This is a genomic window from Rhizobium sullae, from assembly GCF_900169785.1.
GTDB lineage: Bacteria > Pseudomonadota > Alphaproteobacteria > Rhizobiales > Rhizobiaceae > Rhizobium > Rhizobium sullae.
In genome coordinates, this window is record NZ_FWER01000005.1 from 121,200 (window position 1) to 134,887 (window position 13,688).

A 13,688-nucleotide genomic window follows, 5' to 3' on the forward strand; every position below is an offset into this window, starting at 1 on the left:
TATTCTTTCCCTTCGATGCCCGCTGCATCAGAACTTGATTTACTCGCCTGCCGGCGATGTCGTTGCGGCTCCGGCGAGCTTGTCCCAGGCAGGCGCCGTTGCCTGGCGCACATCGGTGTAGGCGGAAAATAGCCGGTCAAACCGGGCAGCCTCGTTCGCATCCGGAATCTCCGCCTCGCCGAGCAGTGGCGTCACCCAGTCGGCAATGCAATCATCCATGCTGGAATAGACGCCGACAGCCACCGCGGCCATCATCGCCACACCGGCGGCCCCCGTCTCATCGCGGCGCGACTGGCGGATAGGTGCGTTCACGGCGGCCGAGAGTGAACGGCGAAGGGCGACTGAGCGTGTTGCGCCGCCCGTGACCCGCAGCTCTTCGGGCATCGCGCCCATTGCCTCGTAGCAATCGCGGGTGGCAAGCCCCAACCCTTCGACCACACTGCGCAGTAGGTCGGGGAAGCCGTGGCGCGTCGAAAGTCCCGTGAAGCCCGCGCGTGCGTTGGCGTTGACGAAAGGCCCACGTTCCCCAGCTTCGGAGATGTAGGGATGGTAAAGCACCGAACCCGGCCGGCTTTCCGCAAACCAGCCGTCGATGCGCGCAATCAGGTCAGCATGCGAAGCAGGCTTGCCTCCCGCCTCGGCCATCAGATAGGCGGCGACGTTCAGGATCCAGTCGATGTTGATCGTAGCGCCCATGTTCGTCTGGACCTGGGTGACGATGCTGGGGATGGGCAGGGCGATTACATAGCCCGTTCCCTCATGATTGAGCTGAACGTCAGCAACAGACTTGGCACGCATATGCACGCCCGTCGAACCGATCGTCGAGCAGGCGGCGTTGCGAGCGCCGCTGCGCACGCCTGCACCGAGCGCTGTCATCACCATGTCGACATAGCCAAGGCAGACCGGCGTACCCGTAAGAAGTCCGCAGGCCCTCGCCGCCTCGGGCGTTAGCGGGTGGCTGATCTCGGTGCCGTCGATGATTTCAGGCAGAAGCGTCCGTCTATGGCTCAGGCCGAGCGCATCGATCACCATCGCATCATATTGCCGTGTTCTGAAGTTGCCGAAAGTGAAGCTCGCTTCGGACGGATCGGTCGCCCGAACGGTTGTCAGGTTGAGATAAAGCCAGTCCTTGCAGTGCAGCGCCGTCTCCGCCCGGTCGAGAAGGTCCGGCGTATAGCGATCCATATGGGCGAGTTGCGCACCCTGCTGGCAAGTGTTGAGGCCGGTGCCCGTTGCCTCGAAGCGGGCACGGTTCTGCTTTCCGCCGGCGAGTGACGTGACTGTCGGTGCGGCGCGCGCATCAAGCCATAGCCAGGCATCGGCGACCGGTGCATTGCCGCGACCGACGAGCCAGGTGCCGTCGCCCTGTCCCGTGACCGCGACGGCTGCGGTGCGTGATGCGAGATCGGGTACTTTTTCTCCGAGGCCGCGCAACGCGCTGGCGCAATCGAGCCAAGTCTGACTCAGCGACTGCGTTGCAGAGCCATCGTCACCGGTCGCGTATCTATTGCGTACGGAGGCCGTGGCGATCTGGCTTCCGGACAGATCAAAGGCCACCGACTTGATGACGGAGGTACCGGCATCTATCCCGATGATGATCTTCTCAGTCGATGTCATCGCAGGACTATCTCGCCACGATTGCGAACGCTTCGGTGGGTGTTGCGCGCGTCCAATTCATCTGAAGTCCTCCCGATCGGCAAATTAGGTTGGGATGAGGCATCCGGCTGCCAACTTCGGTCTTTCTGCCGGATGCGGCAAGCGCGCTGCCTTTGCAATATCCTGGATGGAAAAATGCGAGCCGAAGCTCCGACGGCCCTCGTAAATGAACATAACATAATGATACCATAATGCCAGTAAGATTTTGCTAGAACTGAAATTTTTTTCAGATAAAATGAGTGGCATTAGGAGCATAGCTTGCCGCTTGGAAATGATGGGCTGCCACGCCGTCATCGGCAATCGCCGCTGCCCTTGTCTCAATAATATATAATTAGAACAGCTAGTTATTTATCTTCAGAGGCCAGGGCACGCAGAGATGGATTGTGCATTTGCTTCCAACTATGCTGCTCTGCAGCGACAGAAACTGAACGTGAAGTCTCGCATTTTTGCTCAAGTTCCCGTCAAGCGCCCGTTGACAGGTGCCGAAAAATATAACATTGTTTGCGGCGTAAATAACATATTTCTATCACGGAAGTGCGCTTCCGGATCGAGAGTTGCTGGCTCGGGTGGTTGGAGGAGACAATCGCCGGCTTGCTGAGGAGGCTTCCAAATGAGGATTTTTGTCCAGGGTTGCGGCCCTGCCGGCGACCCGCCGATTCTTGCTCTGGTGCGGCACAATAGGCCCGCCGGTCCGCGATTGTTGCCGCGCTCGTCCTTCTCCTCGCCATTCAAGTCAAAGGCCGTCCGGACATGAGTACACAGCCTGATTATGCAGCATCAAAGCCGAGCAGCGGCAATTTCACGCTCATTGCAAGCGCGGCGCTTGCCGTCATCGTTGTCGGGGCGATTGCGCTCGACACCACGGTCGTCAAGATCGGGTCCGCCGATGATGTCAGGCAACAGGCATTTTCTCCTGAGACTTTCGGCGCAGAGCAGTTCCCGAAGATTAGGGCGAATGTCGGGGATCGTGCTGTTGCGGCCGCCGAGCTTGCTGCCGCAATCGCCGCCGACAAGAAGGCAGCCGCCGAAAAATACGGGACAGCGACGAGCACTGGACCGGTGATCCCTGTTACGCTGACAGGTGTCTTCGGCGCCCGCAAGGCGAACATGAGCGAAATGAAAGTCGATGGGTTGCCTCCCGAGACGGTGGTCCGTGTCCAGACCGGTCCTGCGGTCAACGGCACGGACCTCCGTGACGCGACCGGAACCATCGAGTTCGGGCAGTTTACCAACCAGATCCAGTATCAGGATGCCGGTTCGGCCATCAATAACGAGATGAAGAAGTCGGTCTTTGCGGGCCTCGATCCTGAGACGCTGGATGGAAAGACGGCGACCGTGGTGGGTGTCTTCAAGCTCATCAACCCGAAGAACTGGCTCGTCACGCCGGTGAAGGTCGAGTTCAAATGAGCCAGCCGCTGTGCAACTCCGGAGGCCGTGGCGAGGTTGTTCTTGCCGCTCGCAACATCGCCAAGTCCTATGGCAATGTTCACGCCCTGAAAGGAGTGAACTTTGACATCCATCGCGGCCAGGTCACCACTCTGTTCGGTGAGAATGGCGCGGGCAAGTCGACTTTGATGAAAATCCTTTCGGGGGTCGTGCAGCCGAGTTCCGGTGAGATCATCCTCGACGGCTCGCCTATCAGCTTTACATCGTCGACCCATGCGCGCGAGTGCGGGATTTCTATCATTCACCAGGAGCTCAGCCTAGCGCCCAATCTCAGCGTCCGTGACAATATCTTCATGGGTCGAGAGATCATCAAGGGTGGTGTTGTCGACTTCGCCGAGGAAGAGCGCCAGACACGCGCGCTCATGGAGGAGCTCGAGGAAGACATTGATCCGCTCACGCGCGTCGAGGATCTCCGCCTCGGCCAGCAGCAGATCGTCGAGATCGCCCGCGCGCTTTCGGTGAACTCGCGTATCCTCATCATGGACGAACCGACTTCGGCGCTGAGCGCCACCGAAGTAGAAGTGCTCTTCAAGGTCATCCACGACCTAACCAGCCGCGACGTCTCAATCGTCTACATCTCGCATCACCTGGAAGAGGCTCTGCAGATCACCCACCACGCCGTTGTCCTCCGTGACGGAAACATGACGGCCTATGCGGAGCGCAAGGATATCGACCTCGAATGGATCGTCCGCAACATGGTCGGCGATAACTTTGACCTCGGCAATCCACCGCAAGGCCATCAGTTAGGCGCAGTGGCGCTTTCCATCGAAAACCTCAGTGTTCCCGGTCCTTTCGGCGCTGCCTATAACGCGGTCGACCGCCTATCGCTGCAGGTGCGCACCGGCGAGGTCGTCTGCATATACGGCTTGATGGGGGCCGGGCGGACGGAACTCCTTGAATGCATCGCCGGTCGCCTGCGTTCGAATGGCGGCAAGGTTCTGCTCGAAGGACAGGATGTCGGCGGGCTCAGCATCGCCGGGCGCATCGCCAGCGGTCTCGTCCTTGTACCCGAAGATCGCCAGCGCGATGGCCTGGTGCAGACGATGACGGTTGGATCCAATCTGTCGCTTGCGAGCATCAGCGCCTTTACGAGGGGGCTGTTCACCTCCAGCCATCGGGAGCGCGATCTCGTCAACGATGCGATCCGCCGGGTGCATGTGAAGACCGATGGCGGCGCGGCGGCTATCGGCTCGCTGTCCGGCGGCAACCAGCAGAAGGTCGTCATCGGCAAGATGCTGGTAACCCAACCGAAGGTGATCCTGCTCGACGAACCGAGCCGCGGGATCGATATCGGCGCCAAGGCCGAAGTGTTCAAGCTGCTCGCGGAGCGCGCCAAGCAGGGACTGGCGGTCATCTATTCGACGTCCGAGGTCAATGAATGCCTAAGCATCGCGCACCGCATCATCGTTATGCGCCGCGGCAGGATATCGGCCGAGTTTGGCTCGGACGTTACAAAGGAAAAGATCATGGCTGCCTCCGGCGAAGCCGTGGTCGCGCACGAGCCTGGAACTATGGAGCGCTGAGCATGTCAGTCACTAACATCGCCGAGAAGAAGTCAGTTTCCACCGGGCAGAAGCGCAATACGAACGTCGTGCGCCTCATCCTGGAAGGCCGGGCATTCTTTGCACTGATCGTCATCATCGCAGTCTTCTCGTTCCTGTCGCCTTACTATTTCACGATGAACAACTTCCTGATCATGGCGTCGCACGTCGCGATCTTTGGCATTTTGGCGATCGGCATGCTGCTGGTGATCCTGAACGGCGGCATCGACCTGTCGGTCGGCTCGACGCTGGGGCTCGCAGGCTGCATCGCCGGCTTCCTGATGCAAGGCGTCACGCTCAACTATTTCGGCGTCATCCTCTATCCGCCGGTCTGGGCGGTCGTCGTCATCACATGTGCGCTTGGTGCTTTGGTGGGCGCGGTCAACGGCGTGCTGATCGCTTATCTCAAGGTGCCGGCCTTCGTCGCTTCGCTGGGTGTGCTTTATGTAGCCCGCGGTATTGCGCTTCTGATGACCAATGGTCTCACCTACAACAATCTCGGCGGCCGCCGGGAACTCGGCAATACCGGGTTCGACTGGCTCGGCTTTAACCGGCTTGGAGGCATCCCAATCGGCGTGATTGTGCTTGCGGTTCTGGCAATCGTCTGCGGCATCGTGCTGAGCCGCACGGCTTTCGGCCGCTGGCTCTATGCCTCGGGTGGTAACGAACGTGCGGCCGACCTTTCGGGCGTTCCCGTCAAGCGCGTCAAGATCGTCGTCTATGTGCTGTCGGGAGTCTGTGCCGCGATCGCCGGCCTGGTGCTCTCGTCGCAGCTGACCTCCGCCGGTCCGACTGCCGGTACCACGTACGAACTGACGGCGATCGCAGCCGTCGTCATTGGTGGTGCCGCGCTGACCGGCGGCCGCGGTACGGTACGCGGCACCATGCTCGGGGCCTTCGTCATCGGATTCCTCTCGGACGGCCTCGTGATCATCGGCGTCTCAGCCTACTGGCAGACCGTCTTCACCGGTGCGGTGATCGTTCTCGCCGTCCTCATGAATAGCATCCAATACGGCCGCCGGGTCAAATCATCCTGACGGCTGCGACTGAACTTATCCGCGACGGCAGGCTGGGTTCCACGAAGGCCGATTGGGGAAAGCACCGCCGGGTCTCCGGCAATAACTGAGCAAACGAATGGGAGAGAGACTATGTTTAAAAAAGGTATGCGCATTCTTCTTGCCGCCGCGACTGTGGCACCGCTTCTTGCAAGCTCCGCTTGGGCGGCCGGGATGATGACGATCATTGTCAACGATCCGTCGAACCCGTACTGGCTGACGGAAGGCAACGTTGCCAAAGCTGCCGCCGAAAAGCTCGGCTACACGGCCTCGGTCAGCGCGCACAAGGGTGACACCAACACCGAAAGCAACCTGATCGATACGGCAATCACCAACAAGTCGGTTGCGATTATCCTCGACCCGGCGAATGCTGACGGTTCCGTCGGTGCGGTGAAGAAGGCCGTTGCAGCAGGAATTCCGGTCATCCTCGTCAACGCGGAAATCAACCAGGAAGGCCTGGCGAAGGCGCAGCTGGTTTCCAACAACGCCCAGGGTGCAGCACTCGGTGCCCAGCAGTGGGTCGAAGCTATCGGCGACAAGGGCAACTATGCCGAACTCTTCGGCGCACCGTCGGACAATAATGCGGCGACGCGCTCCAACGGTTATGAGACCGTGCTTTCGCAGTATCCGGACCTGAAGAAGGCTACCAAGGAAGTCGCCAACTGGGACCGTACTCAGGGCCATAACAAGATGCAGTCCATGCTGCAGGCAAACCCGGACATCGTCGGCGTCATCTCTGGCAACGACGAAATGGCGCTGGGCGCCATCGCCGCTCTCAAGGAAGCCGGCAAGCTCGCCAACATCAAGGTCGGCGGTTTTGACGGTTCTCCGGATGCTGTTGCGGCCATCAAGGCAGGTGAACTCCAGTACACAGTCCTGCAGCCGGTTGCCGTATTCTCCGCAGAAGCGGTGAAGCAGGCCGACAGCGTCATCAAGACTGGCAACACCGGTGCCAAGAGCGAGAAACAGCTCTTCGATTGCCTGCTGATCACCAAGGACAACGTGGATGAGTACACGGGTCCTTTCGTCTTGTCGCAGTAATCGCCGAAGGGGGCGCTCGAAAGGCGCCCCTTTTTGCGCCGGCAGCTCGGCTCTTCGCATGCCTGAAACGCCAATTTGCGGCCGCAACCGCCCGTTCCATGTCGTCTTTTTGCCTTGGGGCGGCAATCACTGTACGAAGCTGGCATCCAGAGTTCAGCGACAAGGGTGACCCGTGACACAGAAGACGAGCCAGGGCGAGGATCTGTTGGACCAGCTTACGAGCGACAGCCGCCAGACGCGCCAGATCGCGCGCCGGCGCATGATTGCTGAGGCCGTCATGAATGAAGGCTCGATGCGGATAGAAGACCTCACCGACCGTTTCGGGATCAGCCTGATGACCGCTCATCGTGACGTGGACGAACTTGTCAGCCGCGGTCTCTTCAGGAAGACGCGCGGTATCGTCACTGCGGCTGCCACCAACCTCATAGAATCCAGCGAGGTCTATCGCTCGAACCGCCAGTCGGCGGAGAAGAAGATGATCGCCGAAGCGGCGATGCAGTTCGTTGAGCCGGGGCAGGCAATCTTTTTCGATGATTCGACCACAGTCCTACAGATGGCAGCGCATCTGCCGTCGAAAGTGCCGATCACGGCTATCACCAATTCGCTGACGCTAATGAACGCGCTGAAGGGCATGCACGACGTGACGCTGCTCGCACTCGGCGGGCAGTATTACAACTGGTGTAACGCCTTCATGGGTCGCATGACCATCAACGAGATCAGGGGTCTGAGGGCCGATGTCGCGTTCATCTCCATGTCGGCGATCAGCGACGGCACGGTGCTGCACCAATCCCCGGAGACGGTCGATACGAAGCGTGCCATGTTCGACAGTTCCGTCAAGCGCATCCTGCTTGCCGATCATACGAAGTTCGAGCGGCGGGCGCTTCACAGTTTCGCGGCACTGGATGAGTTTGACGTCGTCATCGTCGACGACAAGACGCAGCCGGTGCACATCGACCGCATGCGGTCCAGAGATATCAACGTTGTCATCGCCAGGGGCGCCGGAGGGCGCTCGTGACTGGGCAAGCCTGTTGCTGGTAACGAGGTTAAAGCGAATGCCGAGTCTGCTCGGGATCGATAGTGGCCTGACGGTCACCAAGGCCGTCATCTTCGATATTGACGGCACGCCGCTCGCAGTCGCCCGGCGCCGCGTCACGCAGTTTATCCCAAAGGCCCGCCATATCGAGCGGGACATGGACGAATTGTGGAGTGCGACGGCCGATGCAATTCGGGAGGCGATCACCCTCAGCAATCGACCGGGAAGCGACATCCAGGGCATCGCCGCAACGGCCCACGGGGATGGCATCTATCTGCTCGATCATGAGCGGATACCTTTGGGTCGGGCCATCCTGTCGCTGGATAGCCGGACCGGTGCCATCGTCGATCAGTGGATGGACAGCGATGTCGCCGACCGTGCCATCGAGCTCACGGGGCAGATCCCGCATGTCTCCGCACCATCGACACTGCTTGCCTGGATCCGCGACATGGAACCCGAGCGGTTCAAAGGCATTGGTCATTTCCTGAGCTGCAAGGACTGGCTGCGTTTTTGTCTGACGGGCATCATCGGTACGGATCGCACGGAGGCAAGTACCTCCTTTACCGACGTGAAGACACAGGAATACAGCCAGGAGGCTCTGAGGCTTTTTGGGCTGCAGGAGCTCGTCCATGCTCTGCCGCCGGCCGCGCGTTCTGATCAGATCATCGGGCGGGTGACACGTGAGGCGGCGCATCTGACCGGCCTTGCAGTGGGAACGCCTGTCGTCGCCGGGCTGCATGATGTCACGGCCTCCGCGCTCGGGGCGGGCGGCTATGCCAAGGGCATCGTCGCCGTTATTGCCGGTACCTATTCGATCAATGAGACGCTGTCGTCGGAACCACGGGTCGACCGGCGTTGGTTCTGCCGCAACGGCATCGCGCCGGGCATCTGGAACAACATGTCAATCTCGCCAGCATCGACCGCTAATTACGACTGGTTTCTCGACAAGCTGTGCGCCGGCGAGCGGACGAAGGGCGAGGCGCAAGGCAGCTCCATTCACGCTTTGCTCGCGCCGGAGGTCGATGCGGCTTTCGATCGGCCATCGACGGCGCTCTTCCATCCCTATCTGTTCGGTTCGCCCTATGGTGCTTCGGCAAGTGCCGGCTTCTTCGGCCTCGGCGGCTGGCACGATCGCGGCGACATGCTGCGCGCCGTGCTCGAGGGTATCGCCTTTAATCACCGCATCCATGTCGACGCACTTCGCGACGGCTTTGCATTTGACGAGGCAAGGCTTGCCGGGGGTATCTCGCGCAACCCGCTGGTCGTTCAGATGTTCGCCGATGTGCTCGGCATGCCAGTGACCGTGACCCAAACGGATGAGGCCGCCGCCTGGGGTGCTGCTCTTTGCGCCGGATCGGGCACCGGCATCTATGCCGATCCGCAGAGCGATCCGCGCGATATCGGCCGCATCGCGAAGACGTGCCAGCCGGATGGCACACGCAGCGCGGATTATGACAAACGCTACCGGGTCTTCCGCGAGATCGCCGACGCTATGATGCCCCTTTGGCCGAAAATTGCCGGCCTTGCGCCGGAGCAATCGGTAAGCGACGAGACGGAAGCCCGGCACTGATGTGCGCGCGATTTAGGACGACAAGATCATGACTCCCGACATGCAGCAGCGCTTCTCGAACCTTGGAGAGGCCGACATCGACGTCCTGATCATCGGTGCGGGCGTCAATGGTGCCGGGTTGTTTCGCGACCTCTCGGCGCAAGGCGTCAATTGCATGATCGTCGACAAGGCCGATTTCGGCTCCGGGACGAGTGCCGCGCCATCGCGCCTCATTCACGGCGGCCTGAAATATCTCGAGACAGGCGAGTTCGGCTTGGTCGCCCAGTCGACGTTGGAGCGCAATCTGCTGCTGAAGAACGCTCCGCATTGCGTCGAGCCGTTGCCTACCTTCATACCGGTCTTTTCCTGGACACGGGGTATTTGGGCGGCGCTGCGCACGCTGCTGGGCTCCAAGACTGCGCCGCGCAGCCGGGGGGCTGTTCTCATCAAGATCGGGCTTGGGCTCTACGATTTGTTTGGATCACGCGACCGGGTCATGCCACGCCATCGGCTGATCTTGAGAAAGAAGGCGCGCAAGGAGATGCCGCATGTCACCCCGGCAATCGTCGCCGGCGGAATTTATTACGACGCCAAGATCAGCAGGCCCGAGCGGCTTGTCTACGAACTTGTCATGGACGGGCTCGACGCAAATGCGAAGAGCCTTGCCGCCAATTTTGCAACGCTGGCGGCAGTCTCCGGCGGGCGCCTGACATTCAGGCAACCGGACGGCGGCGAATTGGCAATTTCCCCCAAACTGGTGGTGAACGCCGCCGGTCCCTGGATCGATCAGGTCAATGGGGCGCTCGGCGCTCCCTCTCGAATGATCGGCGGCACGAAGGGTTCCCACATTCTGCTTGATCACCCTGAGCTGGTTCGCAGCCTGAACGGCCACATGATCTATTTCGAGGCCGACGATGGGCGCATCTGCCTCGTCTACAGTTATCTCGGGCTGGCGCTCGTCGGTTCCACCGATATCCCTGCCTATGACCCGGATAATGTCCGCTGCGAGGAACCGGAAACCGAATATTTCCTCGATAGCGTCCGCTCGCTGCTACCGACGCTTCGCTTCGATCGTGATCAGATCGTCTATAGTTATAGCGGCGTCCGTCCGCTGCCGGCCTCTGATGCGACTACCCCAGGATTGATCAGTCGCGATCATTCTGCACCGGTGAAGGAGCCGGAAGAAGGCAGGCCGTTTCCGATCATCTCGCTCGTCGGTGGAAAGTGGACGACCTTCCGCGGTTTTGCCGAGGAAGTTGCCGATTCCATCCTCGCGCGCCTGCAGCATGTCCGCAAGCAATCGACCCGCTACCTGCCGATCGGTGGCGGAAAGGCCTTCCCGGCGGACGTGCTGCAACGAAGCGTCTGGATCAGGGAAGCCGCGGCGCGGACCAGCGTACCAGTCGAGCGCGTGGACGAACTGCTTGGTCGCTACGGAACGACGGCTGCGGCCGTGCTCTCTTTCTCGTCGGCATACTCCGATGAACAGCGGCTGACGGGCGCGGGGCACTATAGTTTCAAGGAAGTCGACTGGATTGCTCGAAACGAACTCGTCGTACACCTCTCCGATATCGTCCTTCGGCGCACGACGCTTGCGATCGAAGGCCGCTTGACGCTCGAAGGTTTGCGGGAAATCGCCGGTGTCGCCGGGGCCGCGCTCGGCTGGAACGCCGAACGCATTGCAAGCGAGATCGAGGACGTCGTCAGCCAGCTTGAAAAATTCCACGGCCAGACACTCGTAAGCAGGATGCCTGCCACCGGGCCTGAGCAGGCACAGCGCCCGGCGTCAGTATAGACTACAGCTCAAGAGAAGACCGGATCGAGCGAACCGGATTTGTAGCGCTTTGCCATTTCCGACACAGGAAGCGGCGTGATCCGGCTTGCCATTCCGGCCGTCCCGAACTGTTCGAAGCGCTCCTTGCAGAGCTTGCTGAGCGCCGCCATCGCCGGCTTGAGATATTTGCGCGGGTCGAATTCGCTCGGATCTTCTTGCAGCACTCGGCGGATCTGGCCGGTCATCGCCATTCTGCCGTCGGTATCGATGTTCACCTTGCGCACGCCGTTCTTGATGCCGCGCTGGATTTCTTCGACCGGCACGCCCCATGTTGGCTTCATCTGGCCGCCGTACTTGTTGATGACCTCCTGCAGCTCGATCGGGACTGACGACGAGCCGTGCATGACGAGGTGCGTATTCGGCAGTTTGCGATGGATCTCTTCGATGACGCCCATCGCCAGCACGGATCCGTCCGGCTGGCGGGTGAACTTGTAGGCGCCATGCGACGTTCCCATGGCGATCGCCAGCGCATCGACCTTGGTTTCGCGGACGAATTTTACGGCCTCGTCGGGGTTTGTGAGCAGTTGGTCATGGGACAGCTTGCCTTCGGCACCGTGACCGTCCTCGGCCTCGCCCATGCCGGTTTCCAGCGAGCCGAGCACGCCGAGTTCGCCTTCGACCGAGATGCCGCCGAGATGAGCCATGTCTGTTACCATCTTGGTGACGCCGACATTGTAGGCCCAGTCAGCGGGGGTCTTGGCATCCGCCTTTAGCGAACCGTCCATCATCACCGAGGTGAAGCCCGCCTGGACTGCCGTCATGCAGCTCGACGGATCGTTCCCGTGGTCGAGATGAACGCAGACCGGAATATGTGGATAGATTTCGACTACCGCATCCATCATGTGCTTCAGCATGATGTCGTTGGCGTAGGCGCGCGCTCCGCGCGACGCTTGCATGATGACCGGTGCGTGAGACGCATCTGCGGCCTCCATGATGGCGAGTGCCTGCTCCATGTTGTTGATGTTGAAAGCGGGAACGCCGTAGCCTTCCTCCGCAGCATGGTCGAGCAGTTGCCTCAGCGTGATGCGTGCCATCCAAGATTTCCCCATTCGATGGTCGAACGGAACGCCGCCATCCTGTCGAAAGTAGAGCCCGGGCGCTTCGGGCGCCCGTTTTTGAAAGGGCAGAATGGCATGGGAGGAGGAATGTAACAAGCAATAATAACAATATCACAGTCAGTATGATATTATGGGGGAGCCATCTTCGCATGCACTCGACCGATCGCAGCAGCGATCAGGAAGGCCATCGTTCCATAAATGCTCTCTGCGCCGCGCTTTTTTTACGGATCTGCGGTTCCGCCCCTTTCAAGACCCATATGCAGGCCATAGTGGCCCCAAATACCATCGATCTTCCGAGACGTTGCCGTCGAATGCGAGTTTATCCATTGGTGCCCGGCAGGCCGAAAGCCTGCTGAAAATACCGGCGAAAGGCATGCATTGCCGGAGTGAACTCGGTGTTGGCGCGCCAGGCGAGACCGACATCCATCGGTGGCACTGGATCCTTAATGGTGATCGTCTCGATCCGCCGGCCTTCCAACGACCAGGGACGGTGCACCATATCCGACAGGATCGCTACGCCGAGGTTGTTGGCGACCATGGAGCGGACCGCCTCGATCGACGAGGTGCGCAGCATCACGCGCGGCTGATAAGGCGTCGTGCTCCAATATTTCAGCGACGAGTACGCCGCCTCGTCCACCGTCAGCATGATGTAAGACTCCTCGGCGATGTCCTGCAGTCCGACGCCCGCGCGCTTCAGCAGCGGATGCTGCGCCGGCACCCAGAGCCTGCGGACGGAACGCAACAGCGTCTCCGTGGTGAGTGCGGCATTCAAGATATTCGAGGTCAGCAGCACCGAAATGTCGTAACGATTGACCAGCAAGCCTTCTTCGATCGACTCGCGGTTCACCTCGTAAAGCTGGATGCGCAGCTTGGGATAAAGCCGCCGCATGCGCTCGATATGGAGCGGCAGGAAGTAACCGATAACGGTGTAGGTCGCAGCGACAGTCAGATCGCCCTCAATGTCGCTGCTGACATAGTTCAGATGCGTTGCCTCATCGACCTTGGCGAGAATCTCGTAGGCGTAGGAAAGAAACTGCCGGCCAGCGGCGGTCAGTTCCATGCCCTGCGGCATGCGAGTGAACAGAGCCACGCCGATTGATTTTTCGAGCTCCTTGATTGACGTTGTCACCGCCGATTGCGAGATCGAGAGTTGTGTCGCCGCATAGGATATCTGCCCCTGCTCGGCAGTTGCGACAAAATAGCGGAGCTGCCGGAAACTCAGGCTCATAAGTCTATATTCCCATCGAATTTTCTGAATTAGGCGTCAATAAATTCGATTCACTGCCTTTGATTTATGCGAAGCCCCTCTGCATTCGAGGCGAAATGGAAAGAAGCCATTGGAAATAACCATATATTTTTTGCCTTTGATTTAAGCCAAGGTATCTCTTTTCTCGATAATGATGGCGCAAAAATTGAATTTTTCAAATCCAGTTTTGTCACGTAGCGTTTTCGTCAGATGACAACGGCGGAAGACA

Annotated in this window: 10 protein-coding genes; 7 read left to right on the forward strand and 3 right to left on the reverse strand. The window is 59.9% G+C overall.

The annotated features are described in order from the left end of the window. Window positions 1–39 precede the first annotated feature (39 nt). Window positions 40–1,617, reverse strand: coding sequence for an FGGY-family carbohydrate kinase (locus BN1800_RS07040; RefSeq protein ID WP_086995904.1), 1,578 nt, complete (start codon window positions 1,615–1,617; stop codon window positions 40–42). Window positions 1,618–2,406: 789 nt separating this feature from the next. Here BN1800_RS07040 and BN1800_RS07045 point away from each other — a divergent pair. From BN1800_RS07045 to BN1800_RS07075, 7 genes are all read left to right on the forward strand, one after another. After that, a complete protein-coding gene (locus BN1800_RS07045; protein WP_086995907.1) occupies window positions 2,407–3,063 on the forward strand; it encodes a DUF2291 family protein in 657 nt (218 codons plus the stop codon). Further along, a complete protein-coding gene (locus BN1800_RS07050; RefSeq protein ID WP_086995910.1) occupies window positions 3,060–4,625 on the forward strand; it encodes a sugar ABC transporter ATP-binding protein in 1,566 nt (521 codons plus the stop codon). Before BN1800_RS07045 ends, BN1800_RS07050 begins: the two co-directional genes overlap by 4 nt. 2 nt (window positions 4,626–4,627) lie before the next feature. Next, window positions 4,628–5,680, forward strand: coding sequence for an ABC transporter permease (locus BN1800_RS07055; protein WP_086995913.1), 1,053 nt, complete (start codon window positions 4,628–4,630; stop codon window positions 5,678–5,680). Window positions 5,681–5,791: 111 nt separating this feature from the next. Then, window positions 5,792–6,739 carry a D-ribose ABC transporter substrate-binding protein gene (locus BN1800_RS07060; RefSeq protein WP_086995915.1) on the forward strand — a complete coding sequence of 316 codons (948 nt, stop codon included), beginning with the start codon at window positions 5,792–5,794 and terminating at the stop codon, window positions 6,737–6,739. A 172-nt stretch (window positions 6,740–6,911) separates the two neighbouring features. Further along, a complete protein-coding gene (locus BN1800_RS07065) occupies window positions 6,912–7,754 on the forward strand; it encodes a DeoR/GlpR family DNA-binding transcription regulator (RefSeq protein ID WP_086995918.1) in 843 nt (280 codons plus the stop codon). Between the two features lie 37 nt (window positions 7,755–7,791). After that, entirely contained in the window at window positions 7,792–9,342 is a 1,551-nt protein-coding gene (locus BN1800_RS07070) for an FGGY-family carbohydrate kinase (protein WP_086995921.1), read from the forward strand. A 28-nt stretch (window positions 9,343–9,370) separates the two neighbouring features. Next, window positions 9,371–11,116 carry a glycerol-3-phosphate dehydrogenase/oxidase gene (locus BN1800_RS07075; RefSeq protein WP_086995924.1) on the forward strand — a complete coding sequence of 582 codons (1,746 nt, stop codon included), beginning with the start codon at window positions 9,371–9,373 and terminating at the stop codon, window positions 11,114–11,116. Window positions 11,117–11,124: 8 nt separating this feature from the next. On the opposite strand, the gene fba is transcribed toward BN1800_RS07075, so the two are convergent. Together fba and BN1800_RS07085 are read right to left on the reverse strand one after the other, a co-directional pair. Continuing rightward, on the reverse strand, window positions 11,125–12,189 hold the full coding sequence (fba, locus tag BN1800_RS07080; protein ID WP_086995928.1) for a class II fructose-bisphosphate aldolase: 1,065 nt from the start codon (window positions 12,187–12,189) through the stop codon (window positions 11,125–11,127). Between the two features lie 343 nt (window positions 12,190–12,532). Next, on the reverse strand, window positions 12,533–13,441 hold the full coding sequence (locus BN1800_RS07085) for a LysR family transcriptional regulator (RefSeq protein WP_086995931.1): 909 nt from the start codon (window positions 13,439–13,441) through the stop codon (window positions 12,533–12,535). Window positions 13,442–13,688 lie beyond the last annotated feature (247 nt).